The sequence below is a fragment of the Salinimicrobium aquimaris genome (assembly GCF_035607535.1).
Lineage (GTDB): Bacteria > Bacteroidota > Bacteroidia > Flavobacteriales > Flavobacteriaceae > Salinimicrobium.
In genome coordinates this window covers 259,232-283,222 of the sequence record NZ_JAYDZX010000002.1, presented here as the reverse complement: position 1 = coordinate 283,222, position 23,991 = coordinate 259,232, and the positions used below count along the sequence as shown (strand labels likewise).

Below are 23,991 nucleotides of genomic sequence, written 5' to 3'. Positions count from 1 at the left end.
TTGAATTTGAATGGACTAAAAGGGAGTTAAAAGAAAAGGTTAAAAACCATTAAAAATCTCATAAAGTCACAAGAATCAAAAACCGGCCGCTTCTATGCTTCGTAAGTATAGTATATAACAATCTAAAACTTTTATAGTTATGAAAAATTTAAATTCAATTATTCGGTCAATGTTTATTGCCTCTTTTGTAATATTCGCAGCCTCCTGCTCAGATCCAGATGAAGAAGTTATGGAAAACGTAGAACTTGAGGCTTCCCTGGAAGCCGAACACTATGCCAAAAACCAAAAGGCAAAGACTAAAATGTATTCAGTTGATTTTACAGCTTTAAATGGGTCTGGAGTTTCAGGTTCAGCTGAACTTTACCTTATGGGAGATCAACTCACAGTTACAGTAAATGCTACCGGTTTGGAGCCGAACATGGTTCACCCACAACATATTCACGGGTTCACCGAAAATAAGGGAAATTCCCAGTGTCCCACCTCTGCAGCCGATACTAATGATGATGGATTAATAGACCTTGTAGAGGGATTACCTTCTTACGGAGGAGTACTACTGGAGCTTTATGTCCCTGTAGATGAGTTTCCCGTTGCCGATGCTAATGGGGCATTAACCTACGAACGCACCTTCACTTTAGGAGAAACAGAATTTACTGAAGAAGGAGAATTAATTTCTGAATCTGATCTTTCCCCTCTTCAAAACAGGACAATAGTACTTCACGGTATGACTGTAGATGGTGAATACATCGCAACCTTACCGGTGGCCTGCGGACAAATTATGCCTGCGCAGGGAAGAAACTAATAGGCTTTAAATACTTTTTTTAGTAAAAGCATTCGGGTCCCGGGTGCTTTTTTTTACGGATCTTTTATTTTACCGGCGAGACTGTAAAATGTTGTGGCTCTAATAAGTGGGGGTCGTTTTGAAAATCTTGAAAGAAAAACAGAAAAGCGCTACCCAAAAAAGAAAAGTTTCTCAACGGTTTACTTCTAAAATCGTTTAGATCAAATTAAATACAGCAATCAATCAATTAATGCTTAGGCAAAAAAAGCTCCCCAAATTGAGGAGCATTAGCTAATTTCATAAGATCAATTAACGAATAGTCGTGGGTCCCCAAGTAGGTCTTCACAAAAAGTAGACAGAAAGATCTTTAGAACGGAATTCTAAGACCAAAAGTGACCTTTGAATAGCTGATTTCATATTCGGTGGATTCTCCATTTTTGGTGTAAGTTCCATTTGCTAAACCTAAACCATATCCGGCAAAGATAAACTTCATCAATTTGGCATTGACGTGGCCACCATAAAATGAGACATCGTCAGTTATCTCATTGATTTCATCACTACTAAAATATCTACTATCAGAATATTCCCCAGATCCCATTCCATACTCCCCTCCAATGCTGATTTGAAAAGCATGGCTTCCTCCAAGTTCGCCAAAGTTAAGAATCCCAATGTCAAGACCTGTGACATAGGTGTAGCTGCTACCGGAATCATAAATAATACCTGCTCCACCCGGGCCATAACCTACAGTAAAACCACTATTGGCATTTTCTCCCATTTGTATACCGAGTTCATAAGTGGGAACGCCTATAACGGTGGTTACCACACCATCGGCCTCCGATTCATCAAGCCTCATAGCGTAACTCAATGTCATGCCGGTAATCAAGCCTTCTGAAATTCCTTGTCCCATAGCATTTGCCGCCACTGAAGCAGCTTGTGCATAGGCCTCGTTCCTGGCCTGAAGTCGTTCTGCTTCCGCCTTTTGAGCGCGTATCTGTTCGGCTACTAATTCCTGTTGACGCTTTTGTTCTTCACTTTGATAAGACGAGACATTTTTTGAAGCCTCGCTGCTTTCAATTCCTTCTTCATTGACATTGCTTTTATCTTCTAAACCAGTATTAGAATTGCCCGATATCCCCTGCTCCGAAGATCCGCCAGGATTGCCGGAAGTTAAGGTTAAGGTTCTTCGCGGCTCCATTTCTTGCACCCGCTCAATGTCAGATTCCAGATAGCCGATCATCTGCTCAAGCCTGGCGAGACCACCTTGATCTATTGTACCATTAACACTTAAAACCGAACGCAAAGATTGAATTTTCTTCTCCACGACCATTGCCTGCTCCAATGCAGCTTTCGCCTGACGCAAATTCTGCAAGGCATTATCTTTATCAGAAGAAAAGTTTGAATTGTCTTCATCAATCAATCTATTTTGATACTCCTGGGCTTTATTACTTAAAGAGCTACTCCGGTCTGTCAAACCTTGTTTCTCATTGTATAAAGCAGACAACTCGTTTTCCAGCCTTTCCTTTTTGGCATTGTATTCCTTAATAGCAGTTTCAAAGCTACATTCACATGCATTATAATACTCATCAACATCATCATTACACCAGGAATGCAAACCTTCCGGTCGGGCGGCTGCACCTTCACAATCCTTTGTGGGATATTGAAGGTTCTGGGCATTTAAACTTAAACAGCTCAGAAATAAGAAAGAAAAAACCTGAAAATATTTCATTTTGTTGATTTTAATGGAAGGCAAGCTAAACGTTTCTTAAATTTTTGCCAATACCCTAAAATGGGTATTCTTTGAACCGTGATGTTTAGCAATAGAAAAAAAATTAATCTTTAAAGGTCTGAAGGAAAAGGAAAAGTCATCAAGCTGTAGATCCAGAGAGAATTACAGAAAGTGCCTTAAAACAAAAAAGCCCTTCCCAAAAAAGGGAAAAGCTTCTCATTGGTTTACTTCTAAACCCAGGTAAGTCAAGGACTTACCACAAACAACACAACTAACGTTTAAGCGAAAAAAAGCTCCCCAATTTGAGGAGCTTCTTTGCTTCCGATTCCTCGGATGCGGTCTGGACGAGACTCGAACGGCTCGGCCAATTCCTTTATATATAGGCCACTCCAGAGGCCTCCTTTTTATACTCACCGAATTGCTCACCTTTAAGAAAAGTTTAACTCTCCTCATTCACTTCCCTACAGGATGCAATGAAATGGTGTCATTCGAAATTTAAAGAACTTTCCAATTTGTAGACTTTCATCCGTAAATTGGGCTGGCAAATATAATAGGAAGTTTTGACCTGACCGAATATAATCATCAAATTTATTTCCAACATAACTACAATTACTGGGTTTTTGCATGGTTGTTCTGCAACGTCTGTAAAAACAGAATGGGGCGAGTTATCTACATCCGGCACTATCAGGCCTGCAAGCAGACACCAACTTTCGATTTAAGACTGGTTTTATCTTTGTTATTGTACAATGTTAGATACTAGTTTTATTTCCAATATTATCTATAATTTTTTGAATTCGTTCAGGATATTTGCCTTCGAAATATTCAAATACCAATGGATTTCCAGTGCAAAAATGGCTTGTATAAGTTATCCAAGTTTCCACACTGATATTTTCATTCATCTTAAACAACTTATAGGTTTTGGCCTTTAAATGAATTTTAATTTTTTCATTAAAATTTAGGTCGGAATCTCTTCTTTGGTAATATTCATCTTTTTCATACAAATGAATTGCTCCGTCGAAATGTCTAAAAATTTTATTTTTGATATCGTATTCAGCGTGAATATATCTGACTGGAAAGTACTCTATTTCATCAATATTAATGGTTACTTTGTCAGTTTTAAATTCCTCGGCTTGAAAAGTTTTTATTCCATTCTTTTCAGTCCATTTTATATCCAAGGAATAAGCTTCATTAAAAAATAGAGAAATATCCATTTCGTCTAATTCAGCTGGTGGTCGAATTTTTACAACACCGTTTGGTATTTCCTCAATCCGCTTTTTAAAAGATGCTCCATACCAAGTATCAAGTTCCAAATATGCCGAGTCATCCACGTCAATTCTTACTCGGTTTGCGTCTAAAGCAATATATGCTTTCACTTTATCATCTTTAAATTTCCAATAGAGGTCGATAAATCGAGGTGCGAAATTTGCAAATTCACTCATTCCTCTTCTAAAGTAAGGATGAGCCATAGCAATGAATTTATCTGAATAAAGCATTCCACTATTGAAAACTTTTTTCTCGAAATGTTGTTCCAGAGATTTGCACTCGATTAAATCTTCATCCACTTTTTCTAATTCAGGTTTGAGATGGAAGAGTAAGTCAGGATAAGTTGCTACTATACCGATTGTTTGTATGTAATTGAAATTTTCCCCTGTCAACTTCAATCCGATTTTAGAACACCGCTTGATAAAATCATCAATAGTTTTTGAATGGTTTTCAAGTTGCTTTTTCCGCTCTTCTATTTGAGCTTTTAAATATCTTTCTTTTATTTCAGACATTGATTCCATTGGGGTATGTAATGTTTTTTCCAGCTTTTGGCTAACATCTTGTATAAAAACAGTGCGAGCGGGCGAGCTTGATTGTCCGCAGACTAATCAAACTTTAAGTAGTAACGGGATGTTGAGAAATTAAATCAATTTTCAAATTATCTTAAACCTTGGCTACAGTATTTAAAGAAATAACTTGTCAAAGAAAGGATTATGTCTATTTCTAGAAAATTCCAGGAGTTTTCTAAAAGTCATGACTTCTATGTGCATATTAATTTCTGATTCGATCTTGAAGTAAGTACCAAAGGGTGTGGTTTTCCAGCCTTTATTTTTATTGTATTTAGCTAATGCTTCAGGAATTATATCTAAAATTACAAATCCAAATTTGGGAGTTGTTTCTCTAATTATTACTTGATTTCCTTTGTAGTTTTTTTTCACAGGAGTATAAAGGAAATCATCAAAATATGGCTCAATTAGATCTGAGAACTCCCACCGGTAATCCGTTTTTCTTTTTTGGTGTGCGATATCTCCAGGACGCTTGAATTCGAAAATTACCATTGAACTGACCTCCCCGCTACTTCTGTTACCAAAACTGATGGGATTGTCAAACATTTGTGGTCTATCGACCATCAATAAATCAGCTTCTTTTCGACTTTTTACTTGTGAATAGGAGGTTATAGGCTTATCCGAGGCAATAAATTTATATGTAATGAAACGCTCATCTAAAAGCCACAGGTTATGATTTTCAAAATCTAATTCTTTGTTAGTGAATCCCATCGGGAAAATGAGGTTATGAATATCCTCTTCCAGTTTATATTCGTTATTTTCATCTGCATCTAAAAATTTATCAAAAAGATCAATTATTGCTCTTCTTCTCATCATGTAATCTGCCAAGCTATCTACGTCATAGGAGGTTTTTTCCTTGATATCATCTACGATTTGTTTAATTGCTTCTTCATTTACCGACTTATTGCTAATAAATTTCTCTATGTTTTGCTCCACATTTTTTCTTGCGCTAAAAGATACACTATAAAGATATTCCTCTAGCTTGTCCTCCGATAAGTTTGGCGGAACGGACTTTAACACCTGGGGATTTTTGAGAAAGGAATTATATCTCGGCGCTTTCTCAAGAATGTAAGATTCTACTTTTTTCAAACTTCTTTCTTTTGCCTCTTTTACATAGGCTTCATATTCTTCTTCTATTATTTCAGAGACTTTTTCTTCAATTTCCTGAAGGGTTAAAATATTTTGGTTATTAAAAAGAAGATTTTCTCTTTCTTTTGGAATTTTGAAGCCGTTCCTTGTTTTATAAACATTCTGGTCTAAATATTCAGAGACAAGATAGATATCAAAAAAGTAATTTTTACCGTTGAGGTAAATGGGGTGATTGAAAATATTATTAATATATTTTAAATTTCTACCATCCCCTACAGCCCTTGAATTAGCACAATAGTACAAATAGTTATTCTTCCGATTACCTTCCTTTAAGGTCTTTGTAATGTATAATCTAAATTTTTTCTTATTTAATTTAAATTCCCTCTCTTTATCCTTCGAAACTTGGGCAAAACGATGATTAATAACTTCAGTCTGGTCATATGTCTTGTCCCAAATTTCTATAAATGGTAATTTGTCACTTAAATAATAAATAAGGCAATGTCGCATAATCGCTTCTGAAATCGATTCAAGTGGAATTGCCGATTTTTCTAAAACAGTAGGATTATTACAATTTTCTAAATTTACAACCGTTTTGAACTTTTCAACATCTGATTCTACTAATTCCAGATGCTCAATTTCATCCTTAACGGTGAATGAAAATTTTCTTCGAAACCATTTTTGATATTCTTTAAAATTACTTTCTACTAAATACCTTTCAAAAGCTGCTAAAACTGTAAATCTACCCACTCCTTTGCATCCGTATTCCTGATTTATCTGAGAAAAGGGAGTTTCAAATGATAAATAATTTCTTGAATTAAATCCAATTCCGTTATCAATTACTTTAAAAGACGAAATAGTTCTAATGCTGTTTAATGTTGGATTTTGTGGTAAATCTCCTCTAAAAATTTGGATTTGAATTTTCTTTTCATGCTCCGGAAGTTCTGATTGTTGTAGACTAACAATTGAATTAACGATACATTCCATTAGTGGTAGTAAAACATCTTCTTGAGTCAAATCAACTTGTTCTACGATATTTTTTACAGGAACTTCCATGTTATTTTGGATTAATAATGAGGATTATAAACCAGCTTCTTCTATAAAAAAGAGCGAGCGGGCGAGCGTGATTGTCCACAAGACATTCAGGCGTTGCAAGCGCGCACGGAGTTTTTATGCGAGGATTTTTTGAAGGAAAATCAGACGTTAAAAACACGCAACTATTTTTGATTAAGTACTAAACCGCAATTATTTATCTTCAATGCTAGCTGTAGTTTATTTTGTCTATTTCAATTAGTTTATTAATATGTTTTTTTGTAGCAAATCTATTTATAATTGCTTGTTGTTCGTCATTGTCAATTAGTAAAAACGGAACTTTAATATTCCTTAAATCTAAAACTTTACAATTTTCAGGTATTCGAAATTCAGTTTTTATATGTCTATTTGTATTTCGAGTTCCTTCATTTATATACTTGAATTTCTCAAAATTCTCGATATTAAAACCATTGTAAGGTGAAGTTAAATATTCCCAACCTTCTACTTCTCCAAAGTATTTAATAGTTTGGTTATTAGTGAAATTTACTAGATGAATTCCTCCATTTAGATGAGAGTTGCCTAAGATTAATCCACCTTTTGTTCCGTCAAAAACTAAGTCTTTATCTATCAAAATGTGAAATTCTTCCATAGTAAATTCCAAAGGAGGTTCTGAATAATAATTCCTTTTTCCGATTTTTAATTCTCGACAAAGTTCAAAACATTTGGCTCCATATTCCATCGGTTGGTTATTAGAAGTTAAAGGTTCCTTCTTCAAAATTTTGAATATTCGTAATTGTTTTACCAGAATTTCCGTGAGCGCGGACTTTTAATTGTTATAGATTTTACCATGATTTTAAATAAATACTGGGTATAGTTTTATTGTTTAATCTGCCTTACTAGTTCAACTCCAAAATTCGAGAGTCTAAATTTGTCTGTAGAAACAGTTTCTTGAACAATAATAAATCTTGGTTCCTCTTCATAGCCATAGTAAGATTTTTGCTCCTTTTCGTATTCTTTGAATTTTGGAGGTTCTTCTTCAATGAGCTTTAACCTTATGAGATTATCCATCAATATATCTCCAGTGGAATAAGGAACTTTACTAACTTTAATCAAGAGATGCCTTTCAAAATATTGTCTGTCATCACTGGACATTATAAAGCTATTGGAAAAGATATATTGTAGTATCCATATTTCATTAACGGACAGTTGATTGAGAACTTGACTAAAAATATGTGAAACATCAAATTCATTTTTTGGATCTAAGGTATTCGCTAGCAACCTTGACCAGTTATCTTGCATTTCATCCTCTTGTTCAAAAGAAGCATATTCAAGAAGCGTCGTTAAATCCTTTATTGGAATTTTTTTAGGAGTCTCTATTCCTTTCTCTTTCAAGAATTCTCGGGCTTTAGTAATGATATTTATTTGATTTTTGAACCTCCAGAATTTCACTTTGTCCGTGAATATGGCCGTTCCTTCCATAAATGGCCCTGCTATTAACTTTTCAATAAAATCCAATGCTTTCTCAGCAGATTTTCCAATTCCAGTAGCTAAATCGGCCTTAGTAGATTCGTCCATTCAAATACTATTATCCCAATGTTTTTTAATAAAGCGTCATAGATTTATAAGTAATAATCTTTATAGCACATTTATCAGTCATAATTTCAGTGGTAACTCCTACCTCCTCTTCAACAACTCCTCTAGGTACTTCACCTTTTCCTTCTCCGCCTCTACCAGCCGCTCATAAAGTTTTTTATTTTCATCATAGGCTTCAACAAGTTTGTCCAAAGGATTAAAGGTGCAGTAAAAATTGTTCAACGGACCATTATTGACACTGTTGTCATTGAAGTTATTAATATTGTGAAAGATCGATTCTTCAGAAAAATTCTCTATCGCTTCCTTTGTTACCCCAAGAGCTCTTGCCACTTTCTCCAGTTTTTCATCCTCTATGGATTCGCTCTGTTCAAGATGTGAAACACTCTGCTGACTTATCCCCAGTTCTGCGGCAAGAGCTTCCTGCTTCATGCCCCGCAGTTCCCGGATGCGGCTGATCTTTCGACCTAGGTGGTTAGATTTTGTTGCTGTCTCCATGCTTAAAGATAAAATTTCTTCTTTTAATAATTAGCTGTTTCCCAAAATTGGTAAGAAACAATCCTTCCTTAGTAAAGTACCAATGCTTCTGGTTCTGTACCGTACCAACTCGATATAGCTTGTAGGGAAGTTAAAGAGTCGGAATATTAACGCCAATTTAGAAAAATTATGGAACATGCTGTTGAAAAATTCTTGAATGACAATCCTGCCACTTTGAAGGAGTTTAAAGAGAGAATAAAAGAAGTACAAGAGGTCGAACAAGTATATCTCTTAGAAGACCCTATAGAGGGAATCATAATCACCTTTATGGTAAAAGAAGAGCACGTGGCAAATTCAATCGAACTCTCTTCCAGGATCGGAAGAACCCTAGAAAATTTGTCCATCAAACGCTATAGAATATATTCATTTTTCTATGCTCAGGAAGAACTTGAGAAGGGAAATCTGTATTTCATAAAGAACTGCGGCTTAGGAGATTTAATCTACAATAATTCAACCTCCAAGATGACCCTATTGAGACAAAAAGGAGAAATTAAACGACTTCTGGAAGTGGCAACTTCCTACCTGGAAAGCGAAATAGACCGAATCAATTCCTTTACAGAAGGAATCAAATTTTACAGGAAAAGAAAAGAATGGGCAGGAGCAGCTTTCCTGATTCATCAAAAAATTGAATGGTTGTACCGATGCCTGGAAACTTTTGCTATGGGAAAACCGCTAATCTGCCATAAAATTGCAAATCACCTGGCTTATGCCTGCCCATTTATCTATGGTGCCGGTCCTATTTTCAACACAGCCCGGCGAGATGATCTTCAGTTACTAGAAGTTTTGGATAGAGCATACACAGAAAGCCGATACCATTCAGTCTTTGATGTTACCAAAAGGGAAATAAAGTTACTTGCTGAAAGAGCAGAAATGATGGAAAATCAGGTAAGGGAAATTTTCAGTTTTCGATTCCAGAGCTGTCAAAAGCTCCTTGCAAAAGAAAAAGAAAAAATACAGGAAGAATCTTCTCAAGTCGAGGTGGACCCCTCAATAGGTGATGATGAGGAAAAGGTATTTGAACTTCTAAAGGAGACGGTTGCTGAAATAGTAAATCCATTACTGGTCATTTCATTTGGGAAAAGGAAAGGTTTTAGGGAGAGGCAAACCATAGCAGGATTTAATGAAACTACGTCTTTTACACATTACGATCTTTTAGTGGTAGCCAATGATACAGGCGGTATCTTTCCAATTAAAATTTCTCAGCTGATTACCGAGAAAAGCAATGGAGGAATTAGCACCACCATTATTCTCACTTCTTCAAAAAAAGTAGAACAAGCTCTTCAAAAAGGAAATGAATTTATGCAAAGAGTTCTGAATTCAGGTACAGTTATTTTTACTGAATCGGGGCCTTCACTTGATGTTTCGGCTCCTTTTAAAATCACTGCTGAAAGTATATCCCAAAAAAGAAGAGATTTTTTTAAGCGAAACCATAGAGCCAAATGCTTTCTTACTGCTGCAGACATAGTTTCCGGAGATGATGATGCAACAGAAATTAGTTTACAATATATGGCGCTTCAACAGATTTGTCTCGGTGCAATTTATGTATTGTTAGGATTGCGACCAGATTGTTTAAAACTGGAACATCTATTAAACTTGTGCAGCAACTTCTCTAATGTTTCGGATAATTGTTTTCCCCGTTGGAGTCAGGAAGACCAGGAGCTATTTAAGAAGCTGATAAATTCACCAAATGAGGTAAGATTCAGAACGAGCGATAGGCGCAGTCCTGTGGATGTTGACATCCTCTACTCCAGGAGTGAAAATTTTGTGGAGGCAATGGCAACTATTGCAAAAAATAGAATTGAAGAGCTGGAGGCTGAACTCAAAAACCAAAGCAATGAAAACTGAGAAAAACGAAAGACAAGGCCTAAGTGAGAAGCTGAAGGATAGGTTTGTAATACTAAAGCCGCACGACACCTACAAGGGAAAATATAAGGTTGATCTGCTTTACGTAGAAGGTTATGGTGAATTATTGTTCACCATTCGTTCCCTGCTCTACCTTTGCATTAATTCCTTGGAAAATGGAGATTTTGAGACTTACTCTGCAGATCGAAATCCTAAGAATAATGTTCAGGATGTGTTGGAGCTTATTTCGAGAATGATTCCTATTGAAGAGGGTGATTTGTTGGATGAGTTGAGGAGAATGGAAAAGAATTATCAGTAGTTTATTACACTTAGGAAGTGTTTTTCCCTAGTTTCTACTTTTTCACTACTAAAAAGGCTTCGTTTAACTACACCTTCATCTTGTTAACATCTTTTTCTTAAATTAGGCCCAAATAGCCACCTACAGGTTATTGATTCGTCTTATACGATCTAACCGACCTAATTATGATTCACAACGAAGACTCGAGGGTGAAGATCCCTTCCATTCTGCACTTTACCCGATTGGGTTACAAATACCTCTCCCTAAAGAATGAGAAATGGGATCTGGAAACCAACATTTTTACCAATATCTTCCGGAAAAAATTAGCTGATCTAAACCCTACTTTAGAAGAAGACGAGATTACCCGTTTTATTGAAGAAGTGAAGCTCAGTCTGGCTAATGAGGATTTGGGTAAAGAATTTTACGAAAAGCTTACTTCCCAGTCCGGGATTAGAATGTTAGACCTGGAAAAATTCGAAGAAAATCAATTCAACGTAGTAACCGAGCTTCCCTACAAAAATGGAGAAGATGGTTTTAGACCGGATATCATTCTATTGATAAATGGGCTGCCTTTAGTTTTTATTGAAGTAAAAAAACCTAATAATCGGGAAGGGGTGATCGCCGAGCGCAATCGAATTGCCACCCGTTTTCAAAATAAAAAGTTCAGAAGGTTTGTAAATATTACCCAATTGATGGTTTTCTCCAACAATATGGAGTATGATCCCGAAGATATGGAACCCATCCAGGGTGCCTTTTATGCTTCTCCTTCCTATTCCAGACCTGTTTTTAATTATTTCCGGGAAGAAGAAAATCTGGATATTAAAAACCTACTTAAAGACCCGGACGATAAAATAGAAGATGAAATTTTAAAGGATAACAACCTGGTCATTATTAAGCACTCCCCGGAGTTCATTACTAATAAAAATCCCGATAGCCCCACCAACCGAGTTTCTACTTCCCTATTTTCCATGGAGAGGCTGAAATTCATTCTGAAATATGCCATTGCTTATGTGGAAGAATCAAGCGGAATGCAAAAACATGTAATGCGTTATCCGCAATTATTCGCGACTAAGGCTATTGAGAAAAAACTAAATGATGGCATTAGAAAAGGGATCATCTGGCATACCCAGGGCAGTGGGAAAACTGCGTTAGCTTATTACAATACCCGCTTTTTGACAGAATATTTTCAGCGAAAAAACATCATTCCGAAATTCTATTTTATAGTAGATAGACTGGATCTTCTACTTCAGGCCAAAGCTGAATTCAGCAGCCGTGGTTTGGTGGTGCATATTGTAAATTCTAAGGATGATTTTGTAAAGGATATAAAAACCAAAGCCGCCGTTCATAACGATCGAGGGGAATTAGAAATTACCGTTGTAAACATCCAGAAATTTTCTGAGGATTCCCAGGTTGTGCAGGCACAGGATTACGACGTTAATGTGCAACGTGTTTATTTCCTTGATGAAGTACATCGAAGTTATAATCCGGAAGGTAGTTTCCTGGCTAATCTAGAAAATTCCGATAAAAATGCCATTAAAATTGGACTGACTGGAACTCCGTTATTGGGTTCCGATTATAACTCTAAAAGCCTCTTTGGAGATTATATCCATAAATATTACTACAACGCCTCCATTGCCGACGGTTATACGCTAAGGCTGATAAGAGAAGAAATTGACAGTAACTACAAAATTGAACTTGAGAGGATCCTACGCGAGATTGAAGTCCAGGAAGGCGATGTGGAAAGAAAAAAAATATTCGCACACCCGGCTTATGTAGAACCTTTTCTGGATTATATTATTGCTGATTTTGAGAAATTCAGAAAGCTCAATGATCCCGATGTTGGCGGAATGGTGGTTTGTGACAGTTCAGACCAGGCTAAAATGCTGTTTGAAATCTTTCAGTCCAAATATGTTTCCGAAGAAAATAATATGGAGTTAAGGGAAGCAGCTGAACCGGTAACTACCTATAAAACCAAAATGCAGAATACTGCCAAAGTCAAAACTGCGGCGCTTATCCTCCACGATATCGGCACCAAAGATGAACGCAAGGAATTAGTAGAAGATTTCAAAGACGGGAAAATAGATTTCCTGTTCGTTTATAATATGCTGCTTACCGGCTTTGATGCTAAACGGCTGAAAAAGTTATATCTCGGCAGGGTGATCAAAAGGCATAATCTTTTGCAAACCCTCACCCGTGTGAACCGTCGTTACAAAGACTTCAGGTATGGATATATTGTGGATTTTGCCGATATCCGGGCTGAATTCGCCCGTACCAATAAAGATTATTACGACGAGCTACAGGAGGAATTAGGAGATGAAATGCAGCATTACTCCAACATCTTCAAATCTAAAGAAGAAATTCTTCAGGATATCGATAAGATCGAGGATACGCTTTTCCATTTCAATACCAGGAATTCTGAAATCTTTTCTCAGCAAATTTCAGAAATTACCGATAGAAAAACGATGGTCGATATGGTAAAGGCCCTGGCCAATGCCAAGAGTTTGCACAACCTTATCAGATTACTGGGGCACAAAGACCTTCAGGAAAAACTGGATTTCAAGAAAATGAACGAGCTTTACCGCGAGGCCAATAATCATTTGATGCTGCTTAACCAGAAGGAAGCCCTGGAAAATGATATAGACACCACCAATCTGCTGAATATCGCTCTTGAAGATGTGGTATTCAAATTCCATAAAACTGGGGAAGAAGAGTTAATTCTGGCCGATAAACTTAAAAATACACTTCGCCAAACCCGGGAAGCTTTAGCTGATAATTTCGATAAAAAAGACCCTAAATTTGTCAGCCTTTATGAGGAACTGGAACGACTCTTCAAAAAGAAAAAACTAAACGAAGTTAGCCAGGAAGATATGCGGGAAAACATCGAATCTCTGCGGGAAATCCATGCTAAGATTAAGGAGCTGAACCGCCAAAACGATTTGCTGAAACAGAAATACGATAATGATCCTAAATATTGCAGGATTCATAAACGCCTGTTGGAAAACAACGGCTTATTACAATCTGAAAGAAAGCTCTTTGATGTGCTTCAGCAAATAAAAGACGGAGCCGACCTGCAAATCATTCAAAATAGCCGACTCCTACAGAACGAGAGCTATTTAGATAAAATGATGATTAAATTGGTCGTGAACAAATTTGTAAAAGAAAACAACATCCCGCTGAATGCGGAAACCTCCAGGTTTATCAATAACCTGGTTGTACAGGAATATATAAACGAATTTCAAGGACATACTGCATAAATGACAACCACAGTAGATTTTCAAAACAAAACAAAAGAATTAATTGATGGCCTTAAAGGCATCTGTTCCAATTATGGTTTGGGTAATGATGGTGATGAATACAAAGTGATCACCCAGGCATTTCTCTATAAATTTTTAAACGATAAATTCACCCGCGAGCTCAAGCAACTTAAGCCTGCACTCGCCCAAAGTGAAAACTGGCAGGAAGAGATAGAAAAAATTTCAGATGATGAGTATGAATTGCTCACAATGCAGCTGGAAGCGGATACCGCAGTGTTTTATCCCAGGCACCTTATCGCTCATCTTTTTGCGTTACAGAATAAAGACGATTTCGCCAAAACCTTTGACGATACCCTTATGGATATCGCCATTACTAATAATGAAATCTTCTCAGTGCGCACTGTAGGGGGCTCCAAAGAACCCTTATTTGAAAGGATCAGTGAGATTGTAGAAGCTTCTGAAAGAAATTCCTTTTGCAAGGCTATTTTAAACAAATTGGTAGAATTCAGCTTCGAACATATTTTCCATGAGAAATACGATTTCTACGCCGCCATTTTTGAATATTTAATTAAAGATTATAACAACGACAGCGGGGGTACCTATGCTGAATATTATACGCCCCACGCGGTAGCTAAGATTATGGCTTCCATCCTGGTGACTGAAGAGGTACAGGATGTTACTTGCTACGATCCCAGTGCAGGCTCTGGAACCTTATTGATGAATCTGGCCCACGCCATTGGCGAAGATAAGTGTACTATTTATTCCCAGGATGTTTCCAAGAAATCTTCGAAGCTCTTAAGGCTGAACCTTATTCTAAACAATTTGGTGCATTCCCTCCAGAATATTGTACGCGGGAATACCATTTTGGCGCCCTTTCATGAAAAAGAAAACGGGGAACTGCAGCAATTCGATTATATCGTTTCCAACCCTCCGTTTAAGCTTGATTTTAGCGAATACCGGGATGATTTAGATACCAAGAAAAACCGAGACCGTTTTTTTGCCGGGATTCCAAATGTTCCTAAGAGCAAAAAGAGCAGTATGGCTATTTACAGCCTTTTTCTGCAGCATATCATATTTAGTCTAAAGGAAGGTGGTAAAGCTGCAGTGGTCGTTCCTACAGGATTTATAACGGCTCAATCCGGTATTGATAAAAAGATACGCCAGGAACTGGTAAAACGAAAAATGCTTGCCGGGGTAGTATCTATGCCCTCCAATATTTTTGCTACCACAGGGACAAATGTTTCTATAGTCTTCCTGGATAAAAGCAATAAAGAAGACGTAGTGCTAATCGATGCCTCCAATTTGGGCACTAAAATTAAAGATGGCAAGAATCAAAAAACGGTTTTAAGCGAAGCCGAAGAACAAAAAATTATAGACACTTTCAATGGTAAAGTGCCCGTAGATGATTTCTCTGTGGTAGTGAGCTATGAAGATATCAAGACGAAAAACCATTCCCTCAGTGCCGGACAATATTTTGAGGTGAAGATTGAATTTGTAGATATAACTGCGGAAGAATTTGAAACCAAAATGAATTCTTTTGAGAAAAATTTGAATTCCCTGTTTGCAGATAACAAAAATTTGGAAGCCGAAATTCAGAAAATTTTTAAAGAATTGAGGTATGATTAAAGTAGTTTTAAGTGATATTATCAATCTAATAAGTGGAGGAACCCCCAATACATCAGTAAAGGAATATTGGGAAAATGGTACTGTTGGTTGGCTCTCAGTTAATGATTTCAATAATGACCTGAGATATGTTTATGAAAGTGAAAAAAAAATTACGGAACTCGGTGTTGCTAAAAGTAATACGAAATACTTAGAAAAAGGAGATATTATTATTTCTGCAAGGGGTACAGTTGGGGCGTTAGCGCAAATTGGCAAACCTATGTGTTTTAATCAGTCTTGTTTTGGTTTGAGAGGCAAAAAAGATATTGTAGATACGAATTTTTTGTATTACGCTTTAAAGAACTATGTAAAGCATATTATAAAACGGAGTCAAGGATCAGTATTTAATACTATAAATTTAGCATCCTTTGATTTGATGGAATTAGAAATTCCTAAGAATGTAAAAGACCAACAAAAAGTCGCCAGAATTCTCTCCGATTTAGACGCCAAGATCGAACTCAACAACAAGATCAATGCAGAGCTGGAAACAATGGCTAAAACCATTTACGAGTATTGGTTTGTTCAATTCGATTTCCCAGATGAAAATGGGAAGCCTTTTAAATCTTCCGGCGGTAAAATGGTTTATAATGAGCAATTGAAACGGGAGATTCCTGAGGGGTGGGAAGTGACAACGGTTGCTAACTGGATTAAAAATGATAAAAGTGGAGATTGGGGAAAAGAAACAGAGCAAGGAAATTATACTGAAAAGGTTTCCTGTGTAAGAGGTGCTGATATTAATGGCTTAAATGGGAATGGAGAAGTTAAGACGCCTATACGTTTTATTCTTGAAAAGAACTCTCACAAAATATTAGATCCGCACGATTTAGTAGTCGAGATTTCCGGAGGAAGCCCAACCCAATCTACAGGCAGACTTGCATTTATTACTGAAGAAACTTTGGAAAGATTTGAGAACCCATTGATCTGTTCTAATTTCTGTAAAGCATTGACTTTAAAGAACGAAAAGTACCTCTACAATTTTGTCTATCAATGGAATCGGCTATATGAAAACGATGTACTTTTTGGGTGGGAAGGGAAAACCAGTGGAATAAAGAATTTATTATTCGATAATTTCACTTCAAATTATTATGTCCCTGTACCTCCTGAGAATCTTGCCGAGAAATTCTATAATTTTATGCAACCTCTTCAGGCTAAAAAGCAAAAGAATCTGGTAGAAATAAATAAACTTGAAAACATCCGCGACTGGCTCCTTCCTATGCTAATGAGCGGCCAGGTAAGTGTTGGTGAGGCTGAGGAAGAAATGAGGATGGTGGCGGAGAAGGAAGAAAATTACGGGAATTAATGCAAACATTTTTCACTCTTAGCTCCAAACAGTCCAAAGATCTTGATATACCACTTTATCTTAATGCCCGCCATCTTTATAACGATGCTGCACTCCTGGCTAATAAGAACAGCTCATATAATAGAGCAACCTCCCTTCTGGTCCTAAGCCTGGAAGAAATGATAAAGGCGGTGCTGATAAAGATGCACAGCGAATCCTTACAAGTTTATAATTTAGAAGGTGCTAAAAATTTTTTCGGCCAACATAAAATTCGTCATCAAGTTGCTCAGTTGATGGAGGTAGGCTATGCCTTTTATGAAGTAATCGAGGAATGGGAGAAAAAAGGAAGAAAAGGTCCACTTCAGAAGGCAGGGAAATTATTGAAGGTTTTCTTGATTGCATACGGTTCAAATGAACGAGTCAAAAGACTGGCGAAATTCAATGATTATAAAAATAATGGCTTGTATGTGAATTATAGAGATCAACTTTTAGTGCCTAAGGATGTAATAGGAGAATCGGAATTCTTCGAGGTAAAAGAAGCCTGGCATCGCTGTCGGCATTTCTACAAAGTGCTATGTATAATCTATCACCCTAAACTGGGAAATCATCTTTCTAGAAATAGAATTAAAGAAATACAAGAGGATTTGAAACTATTTATAAATGAAGTAATGAGTGAGTATTCTTTCTCTGCTAAATAAATAAATTATGCCTTACATGAAGTATCTATGAATTGATAACAGTAGAAAAGAAACTGGAATTTTTTCTCCCTGTTGAGGGATAATTTGAACAAATCTTTGAATTAAAAATTTAAATTAACGAAACCTGGAAGAGATCTCACATAGAACTGCTGTTCAGATTATAGAACAAAGGGGCACCAATAGTGTTCCCTTTCTGGTACTATGTGATGATGGAGAATTATATATAGCAAAAACTATTTTCCAGAAACATCCACCTTACAACGATCTGATAAATGAAATCTTGGGAAAATATGGTCTGAATCTTTTTGGAGTAAAAACTATCCCCGCTTGCATATTAAAAATTCCCCAAGAAGTTTTTGATGATTTTAAAACAGGTGGCAAAGAATATGATACTCGTTATGATAAATTAGTCCTTGACAAGACTTTTTTCTTTGGTTCTCTGATGAGGGACACTACTGTAGAACTGGAACAATTCAACTTCAACTTAAAAAATAAATTTGAATATAAAAAGTATGATGCGCCATTAACTTTTATAAAGATTGGTATTTTTGACTATTGGTTGTCCAACATGGATAGGCGAATTAAAAATCCGAATATTTTGATCAATCAAAATGAGGCAGGATTATTTGAATTTTTGCCCATAGATCATACCCAGTTATTCGCCAATCAAACCTCCTATAAGAATTTAAAGATCGCATTGATGAATACCCCTCCCCGAGGCACGATTCTCGATAGTCCAATTTCGAGAAACATTCTCAGATTTACAGATTCAGAAAAATTATATAACTTTCATAAGGAAATCCTGAGTGGTTTTGAAGTAGTTTTAGATAATCTTGATTACATTTTTGACCAGGTGCCGGGAGAATTTGGATTAAGTAAAAAAGCAAAATTAAAAATCAGGGAAATACTCTCTGATGATGAGAGAAACAAACGAATATCTAAAGTTTATCATACCTTTGCGAAATGAAGTCATACTACAGCATAATAAGATATGTCAACAATCCTCTAAGTAAGGAAAACCTGGCAATTGGTATGATTTTAATTTCAGGAAAATCTATCTTCTACAGGTTTTCCAATAACAAAATTAAACTTGCCCATAAGATTAATCACCAAAACGGGGATCTCTTAGACTACACTGTTGAAAAAATACTCGCATTCATCAAGAATGACCTAAAGAACGAAATAGATCTGTTTCCTGGTGAGAATGCTGTAAATGTGGAGTATTTGAACAGACTTTCCATTTATAACAATGGCTTCCTGCAGTTCGATAAACCTTCAGCATTAAATATGGGCTTTGATAAATCCGGGTTTGAAGATTTCTTTAAAAAGTATGTTGAGGTAATAATTCCGGTTCAGAAGAAAAAGATCATCGATAGATCATTCAACAGAACTATAAAACAAGTTTTTAAAGAACCTTTAAAGGATAAAATTAATCTCGATTATAGAATAAAAAAAGAAAGTGTTCCAAATCTGTTCTTTGATTATACAGTAGATGGTATAGGAGTTAATGGAAGTATTTATACCCTTAAATCTATTGATCTCAATTCAGAAAAACCTATTGATAATTATAGAAGAGATATCTCTGAATTAGAAAGTCTGAATTATCGCTTGGATCTATTTGGGGAAAAGAACGGCTTGAAAGCAAATGAGAATAAGCATTTTCTGCTAATCAATCCCTATAAAGGTTCTAAAGGTTCCTATCACGATCTATATGAAGTCCTAAAAGAACAAGATGAAGAGGATTTTCCCTATAGATTGATAGGTAGTGAGGATCTGCCTGATGTCACTGCAGAGTTTAAAAAATCTCGGTCAATCAAAAAATTCACAGAATTCATTTCGAGCCTCTAACTCTTTCTGGAGTATTTAGATTCAAATATTTTCAAGTAAGTTCAAACTATTAGTAAAAAATTAAACCTGCTTCTTGAGAATTTGAAGCAGATATAATGATTCACAATATGTAAATGTTCATTAATTTTATATGTTCATTGTCACTGAACATGTAAAATTAATGAACAACTAATCAGAATTTCATCTATAATGCCTCCTCTAGTTTCCATAAGCTGATCCAATTACTATGTAAGTAAACAGGTAATCAAGGACAATCACATAATCAAGGTAGAATATTGGTTTTTCAGCGCCCTCTGAATTATAAGTAATGAACGGATAGCTCTTGATCAACATTTAAAGCTTCTCTAATTTTTTCTAAGGTGAATTCCCTGTTGAGACTAGACAGATCCTTTTGTCAAAAAAATAATCAGGATTCCCACAGTCGGTAACATCCGTAGGTTCGTTGGTGACATTAATCTCCGGAACAAGACTCGTAATTAATTTTCAAGATCTCCTTGATATGAATGTTCTCTTGAAATTCCCGATTTATAGCTATCACTGAGAATTTCGAGATACTGGTGTATGGTCATTTGAAATAGTTGAGTGTTAGTTAGCTGTAGACCAACTAGTAGGGAAAGTAGATGCTGCCGCTTGAATAATAAATCTATAAAATTATCTTAAAAAGCCACTCTCTCCGGCTACAAACTATTTCGGAGCACAAAGGTTTTGCAGAAAAAAATGAAGATTAAAAAATGGAATAAAAGCCTAGCTTATAATGGCTTCATTATTTTTTAATTGATGTATTGTAGAACGCAACCGCTGTAACAGATCGTCGTAGGTTATAATGTCTAATACATTACTATACTTTCTCTTTATGACCTCAAAATCTTCTTTTTGTTCGTTGGATAAATTGTTATCTCTGCCCATTATAATGAATCCTTTGGGATTAGTTATTTTAATTTCGAAACTTTCCGGCAGTTTATCTTTAAGCTTTGTGGTAATGGCCTTTTCACCCCTCTCACCCCATCTATTTAAATAAAAGATATATTTTTCTAATTGCATGACTGTTCCAGAAAGTTCCCTCTTGGGGATAAAGTTATTTCTGTAGACTCCCTTGGTCATGATAGAATCTTCAAAGGGTTGTTTAATTTCTATAACATCTATATTTCCATTACTGTCGACTAACATGAAATCCAGATATTTTTTCTTCCCTATGTCAGCCTTTACAAACACACTCTTAAAACTTAAAATATACTTCGGATACAATAAGAGAATTATTTGTAAAATTTCGTTCTGCCAGGAATCTTCATTATAGGAATTCACATCATTGAGCATACCTTCCAGCTTACTTAGTAAAAATTGGAATTTTGTAGTCTCATATTCCTGAAATTTTTTTATCAGGTTCTTTCCTTTTTTCGATGGCTTCTTTTTTAGATATTTTTTGAATTTGAATTCCTCATCTGAAGTGCTGTCGAAGTAATTTCTCAATATTGAACTAATCCGTGATTTCGCATACAGCCTCTTTTCGTAAGAATTAGGGAAGTTATTTATTAAATAATCAAATTCCTCTTCTGGAATTGAACTTTGATGGTCTCCACCTATATAAATATCTTCATTTACCAGTGCTTCAATTTGCGCAAAAATGGAAAGATTACTTTCGGCGTAGAAATAATCTGGAACAAGGTAAATTGATTTGTGAAAGAAAACATTAATTGTTTTTGTTATGACACCTTCTAAAATTTTATAATACTCACCTGTTAATTCTGCAAATAAAAAAGAGTAAGTTTCATCTGGTCCATATACTTCTTTAAGCAGATCATAATCCTCTTGTTCGAACTTGAGCTTATCCTCTCCGTAAAGATGCTGAGTTTTAAAATTGAAGGTACTCTTATAAGTTAGCTCACCGTCCTCTTTCAACTTATCCCTCATCCAATTAGGCGCTACATTATCCCCATAGTGGTAGATGAAAATTATCTGGTTACCAACTTCCTCAAATTCGAACATTTATAAAGATTTTTGTTTGATCAAGGTTCAACATCTTTCTATAGTACTAATATTTTCTCGTGTCTTCAGCAAAAATTCTCCTCAGAAAAAATAAAACCCCCGTACCTATGTCATATTTCCTTCAATCCCCATTCTACTTTCTTTAGCCGGTCCTCTATTTTTTCTAAGGTTCCTATTAGCGCCTTCTCCTCGGGAAGTTTACCGGTCACCAAATCTTTGAAATTTCCGTTGTACTCTGGACTCAATTTTTCCCAAACATCTTTTGGTTGCTTAAAAATCAAAGCTGTAGCGGGATGTTCTTTTAGCCACTCATTATTATTCTTATATCCAATCATATCATCATTACCCACCTTAACCAGCATTTCGTCAAATTCCTGGCCTTCGAAAAACCTCTGTATCTTAGCATCTTGGAGCATTTGATGAAGATCGTAGACATGCCGGATTTTATTCCTCAAATCTTTAACCGGATCTTCTGATCTTGAAAATCTTACCAGGCTCATAATTTTTTCACAAAATGTTCTCAACGTGCTCAATACCTGAATAGTAAAAGGTGTCATCGCATATTGTTTTATCATGTCTTCCTGCCCTCTGGCTGTCATCATTTCATAGATATAGGAGCTAACTTGCATTTCAGAATAAGGTTCAAAATTTCCTAACCATGTAGCTTCCAATACCACATGCTCTCTTACCTGACCAAAGTCTCCATCAAAAAGTTTTGAATATTGGTGCACAGTTTTCCGGATATTCCCTCTTTTATTTGTTAATCCTTCAACCTCTATTTCGGGAATTTCTTTTTCCACCACCTTACTAATTTTCCGGATTTTCCTCTTTAACTGGTTATCATTCTCTCCCTCTTCACGAAGTACAACCATGTCAATATCTTCTGAAAATCTTTCTATTAATTTATGGCACTTAGAAAGCGCTGTACCGCCCTTGAATACTGCTTGACTGGCAACATCTGAATTAAATATTTCATGTAGAGCTAAAGTCACCCAATAATCCTTTTCGACATAAATCTCTCTCATTTCGAGATGTTCTGCTGTGGCAAGAATAGCATCTTGTAATAGTTCTTTGTTTTTATGAAGTTTCATCCTAATTTATATTCCATTTTGGTGCAGTTGGTAAGATATTTTTGCCTACTCCAATATCATAGGAAGTAAGGGGGTTTAAGTTACCCCTCAACTTGTCGATTTGATCTTTTTGCGAAGAAGACTCCAGTATAGCTCCAAGTAATGCAGTTGCCCGTGGAGGATATTTTAAAGCATATTTTATCAACTTTGAGAGATCCTCTGCAGCCAGATTCTGGATTTTGTTTTTTAGCAAGCTAATAGCATTTTTCTTGTCAATATCTGATATACTTTTAAAATCTTTGAGAGCATCTAATATTTCAAGCAAATAAAAATTTTCATTAGAAACCTCAATATAGCTTTTAACAGGTTTCACCTGGGTTTTCCCAATTTTAGTGACCACTCGTTTTATTTTACTTGCTACTTTGATGTTCTTGGGTACTTGGGTTGTTAATCCCATCCGGTTATACAATGCGTTTCCAGTTATGTAAGCAACCCGTTTTCCATCCTGGAATAAGTAGGGCTTGAGTAATTCTTCTTCTCTTGGTTTTAACTCTCCAAAAGCAGATTGTTTAGGTTTATAGAAAACTCCCGTAGAGATTCTTTTAATTATCCCTTTCCTTAATAGTCGTTGAACAGCTTTGGTGGCTGCAATGTATTCCTCCTTATTGATGCCTAACTGCTGGTACTTGAAAGTTGTCCCCTCCTCCATTTTCTTTATTCGGCGTTCTATTTTTTCTGTTACCTTCATTAGTAGTCCTATGATAGAATCAAAGGTAAATAAATAAATTATTTGTCAAGTATATTGCGCAAAATACTTGACTCTTGTTGCAGTTATTATCCTCTACACCCCCTTGATTCAAAACAAAAAAAACCTTAACTTTGCTGGGTACATATATTTTCACCCACTTGCTCCTCTTGCTCCTCCAAAAGAAAATATATGTACCCAGCTATCTCCCCCATCTTTCTAAAGAAAAATTTTACTGTTCAATATAAATAGCTACGGATAACTTCATCATGGCCGATTCTTTATGAGAAGAAAAAAAGGTCGCAGCAAAGGAATTTCTATATTGAAGGAAAAGAACTTGCCCCTGAGATTACGAATAATGAATTGATAGCTCTTGGTCGACATTCAAAGCTTCCCTAATTCGTTCCAGAGTAAATTCTCTATTGTGATTGGAAAGATCCTTTTGAAGGTCATCAATGGTGGTTACCAGGCTATCATCTTTAGAGAATTTAAACCATAAGGTATTTTCTGATTTTATGCCTTTTTGGTTCTGCTTATGCAGGGCTTCAATAGCGCGAAGTTTCTGAATAAGATCTTTGAGGTCCAACTGGCCTTGCAGGTAATCATTAAACAGGATGCTAATTCTATGGCTGTATTGATTTGGATTCATCATGACCAAAATAAAAGTAGATATCCAAATTTACATTCTTGGACTCAATTATCTTATACCAACACCTAATAATAACTAATTTTTG

General features: G+C 36.0%; 19 protein-coding genes. 9 read left to right on the top strand and 10 right to left on the bottom strand.

From position 1 onward, the window contains the following. The first annotated feature begins 139 nt into the window (after positions 1-139). Positions 140-799: a hypothetical protein gene (locus tag VR862_RS05235; protein WP_324719913.1), complete on the top strand. Its 660-nt coding sequence runs from the start codon at positions 140-142 to the stop codon at positions 797-799. Between the two features lie 346 nt (positions 800-1,145). Here VR862_RS05235 and VR862_RS05230 read toward each other — a convergent pair whose 3' ends face one another. The 6 genes from VR862_RS05230 to VR862_RS05205 form a co-directional block, all read right to left on the bottom strand. After that, positions 1,146-2,504 (bottom strand): hypothetical protein, encoded by a 1,359-nt coding sequence (locus VR862_RS05230; protein WP_324719912.1) that lies wholly within the window; start codon positions 2,502-2,504, stop codon positions 1,146-1,148. Between the two features lie 749 nt (positions 2,505-3,253). Then, the gene (locus VR862_RS05225) at positions 3,254-4,279 is read right to left on the bottom strand and encodes a hypothetical protein (RefSeq protein ID WP_324719911.1); all 1,026 of its coding nucleotides are present in this window, start codon (positions 4,277-4,279) and stop codon (positions 3,254-3,256) included. A 171-nt stretch (positions 4,280-4,450) separates the two neighbouring features. Next, positions 4,451-6,475 (bottom strand): hypothetical protein, encoded by a 2,025-nt coding sequence (locus tag VR862_RS05220; RefSeq protein ID WP_324719910.1) that lies wholly within the window; start codon positions 6,473-6,475, stop codon positions 4,451-4,453. A 205-nt stretch (positions 6,476-6,680) separates the two neighbouring features. Next, on the bottom strand, positions 6,681-7,226 hold the full coding sequence (locus VR862_RS05215; RefSeq protein WP_324719909.1) for a hypothetical protein: 546 nt from the start codon (positions 7,224-7,226) through the stop codon (positions 6,681-6,683). Positions 7,227-7,327: 101 nt separating this feature from the next. Further along, on the bottom strand, positions 7,328-8,026 hold the full coding sequence (locus VR862_RS05210; protein ID WP_324719908.1) for an Abi-alpha family protein: 699 nt from the start codon (positions 8,024-8,026) through the stop codon (positions 7,328-7,330). 99 nt (positions 8,027-8,125) lie between these two features. Next, on the bottom strand, positions 8,126-8,539 hold the full coding sequence (locus VR862_RS05205; RefSeq protein WP_324719907.1) for a helix-turn-helix domain-containing protein: 414 nt from the start codon (positions 8,537-8,539) through the stop codon (positions 8,126-8,128). A 168-nt stretch (positions 8,540-8,707) separates the two neighbouring features. Between VR862_RS05205 and VR862_RS05200 the strand changes: the two genes are divergently transcribed. From VR862_RS05200 to VR862_RS05165, 8 genes are all read left to right on the top strand, one after another. Continuing rightward, complete coding sequence (locus VR862_RS05200) at positions 8,708-10,423, top strand: hypothetical protein (protein ID WP_324719906.1); 1,716 nt, start codon at positions 8,708-8,710, stop codon at positions 10,421-10,423. Then, positions 10,413-10,739 carry a hypothetical protein gene (locus VR862_RS05195; protein ID WP_324719905.1) on the top strand — a complete coding sequence of 109 codons (327 nt, stop codon included), beginning with the start codon at positions 10,413-10,415 and terminating at the stop codon, positions 10,737-10,739. Before VR862_RS05200 ends, VR862_RS05195 begins: the two co-directional genes overlap by 11 nt. A gap of 164 nt (positions 10,740-10,903) precedes the next feature. Then, positions 10,904-13,972: a type I restriction endonuclease subunit R gene (locus VR862_RS05190; protein WP_324719904.1), complete on the top strand. Its 3,069-nt coding sequence runs from the start codon at positions 10,904-10,906 to the stop codon at positions 13,970-13,972. Further along, positions 13,973-15,598, top strand: coding sequence for an HsdM family class I SAM-dependent methyltransferase (locus tag VR862_RS05185; RefSeq protein ID WP_324719903.1), 1,626 nt, complete (start codon positions 13,973-13,975; stop codon positions 15,596-15,598). Continuing rightward, positions 15,591-16,934, top strand: coding sequence for a restriction endonuclease subunit S (locus tag VR862_RS05180; RefSeq protein WP_324719902.1), 1,344 nt, complete (start codon positions 15,591-15,593; stop codon positions 16,932-16,934). Before VR862_RS05185 ends, VR862_RS05180 begins: the two co-directional genes overlap by 8 nt. Further along, the gene (locus VR862_RS05175; protein WP_324719901.1) at positions 16,934-17,611 is read left to right on the top strand and encodes an AbiV family abortive infection protein; all 678 of its coding nucleotides are present in this window, start codon (positions 16,934-16,936) and stop codon (positions 17,609-17,611) included. The genes VR862_RS05180 and VR862_RS05175 overlap by 1 nt, the downstream gene beginning before the upstream one ends. A gap of 124 nt (positions 17,612-17,735) precedes the next feature. Beyond that, positions 17,736-18,578, top strand: coding sequence for a HipA family kinase (locus VR862_RS05170; protein WP_324720096.1), 843 nt, complete (start codon positions 17,736-17,738; stop codon positions 18,576-18,578). Beyond that, positions 18,575-19,459 carry a hypothetical protein gene (locus VR862_RS05165; protein WP_324719900.1) on the top strand — a complete coding sequence of 295 codons (885 nt, stop codon included), beginning with the start codon at positions 18,575-18,577 and terminating at the stop codon, positions 19,457-19,459. The genes VR862_RS05170 and VR862_RS05165 overlap by 4 nt, the downstream gene beginning before the upstream one ends. A gap of 744 nt (positions 19,460-20,203) precedes the next feature. Here the strand turns inward: VR862_RS05165 and VR862_RS05160 are convergent. From VR862_RS05160 to VR862_RS05145, 4 genes are all read right to left on the bottom strand, one after another. Further along, positions 20,204-21,442 (bottom strand): Shedu immune nuclease family protein, encoded by a 1,239-nt coding sequence (locus VR862_RS05160; protein ID WP_324719899.1) that lies wholly within the window; start codon positions 21,440-21,442, stop codon positions 20,204-20,206. A 110-nt stretch (positions 21,443-21,552) separates the two neighbouring features. Next, positions 21,553-22,533: a nucleotidyl transferase AbiEii/AbiGii toxin family protein gene (locus VR862_RS05155; protein ID WP_324719898.1), complete on the bottom strand. Its 981-nt coding sequence runs from the start codon at positions 22,531-22,533 to the stop codon at positions 21,553-21,555. Position 22,534: 1 nt separating this feature from the next. Then, entirely contained in the window at positions 22,535-23,260 is a 726-nt protein-coding gene (locus VR862_RS05150) for a DUF6088 family protein (protein WP_324719897.1), read from the bottom strand. 346 nt (positions 23,261-23,606) lie between these two features. Further along, on the bottom strand, positions 23,607-23,909 hold the full coding sequence (locus VR862_RS05145) for a hypothetical protein (protein ID WP_324719896.1): 303 nt from the start codon (positions 23,907-23,909) through the stop codon (positions 23,607-23,609). Positions 23,910-23,991 lie beyond the last annotated feature (82 nt).

Excerpts from the sequence above, each read along its gene's own strand:
- VR862_RS05235 (WP_324719913.1), top strand. The coding sequence starts at position 140 with ATGAAAAATTTAAATTCAATTATTCGGTCAATGTTTATTGCCTCTTTT.
- VR862_RS05230 (WP_324719912.1), bottom strand. The coding sequence starts at position 2,504 with ATGAAATATTTTCAGGTTTTTTCTTTCTTATTTCTGAGCTGTTTAAGT.
- VR862_RS05225 (WP_324719911.1), bottom strand. The coding sequence starts at position 4,279 with ATGTCTGAAATAAAAGAAAGATATTTAAAAGCTCAAATAGAAGAGCGG.
- VR862_RS05220 (WP_324719910.1), bottom strand. The coding sequence starts at position 6,475 with ATGGAAGTTCCTGTAAAAAATATCGTAGAACAAGTTGATTTGACTCAA.
- VR862_RS05210 (WP_324719908.1), bottom strand. The coding sequence starts at position 8,026 with ATGGACGAATCTACTAAGGCCGATTTAGCTACTGGAATTGGAAAATCT.
- VR862_RS05205 (WP_324719907.1), bottom strand. The coding sequence starts at position 8,539 with ATGGAGACAGCAACAAAATCTAACCACCTAGGTCGAAAGATCAGCCGC.
- VR862_RS05200 (WP_324719906.1), top strand. The coding sequence starts at position 8,708 with ATGGAACATGCTGTTGAAAAATTCTTGAATGACAATCCTGCCACTTTG.
- VR862_RS05195 (WP_324719905.1), top strand. The coding sequence starts at position 10,413 with ATGAAAACTGAGAAAAACGAAAGACAAGGCCTAAGTGAGAAGCTGAAG.
- VR862_RS05190 (WP_324719904.1), top strand. The coding sequence starts at position 10,904 with ATGATTCACAACGAAGACTCGAGGGTGAAGATCCCTTCCATTCTGCAC.
- VR862_RS05185 (WP_324719903.1), top strand. The coding sequence starts at position 13,973 with ATGACAACCACAGTAGATTTTCAAAACAAAACAAAAGAATTAATTGAT.
- VR862_RS05180 (WP_324719902.1), top strand. The coding sequence starts at position 15,591 with ATGATTAAAGTAGTTTTAAGTGATATTATCAATCTAATAAGTGGAGGA.
- VR862_RS05175 (WP_324719901.1), top strand. The coding sequence starts at position 16,934 with ATGCAAACATTTTTCACTCTTAGCTCCAAACAGTCCAAAGATCTTGAT.
- VR862_RS05165 (WP_324719900.1), top strand. The coding sequence starts at position 18,575 with ATGAAGTCATACTACAGCATAATAAGATATGTCAACAATCCTCTAAGT.
- VR862_RS05160 (WP_324719899.1), bottom strand. The coding sequence starts at position 21,442 with ATGTTCGAATTTGAGGAAGTTGGTAACCAGATAATTTTCATCTACCAC.
- VR862_RS05155 (WP_324719898.1), bottom strand. The coding sequence starts at position 22,533 with ATGAAACTTCATAAAAACAAAGAACTATTACAAGATGCTATTCTTGCC.
- VR862_RS05150 (WP_324719897.1), bottom strand. The coding sequence starts at position 23,260 with ATGAAGGTAACAGAAAAAATAGAACGCCGAATAAAGAAAATGGAGGAG.
- VR862_RS05145 (WP_324719896.1), bottom strand. The coding sequence starts at position 23,909 with ATGATGAATCCAAATCAATACAGCCATAGAATTAGCATCCTGTTTAAT.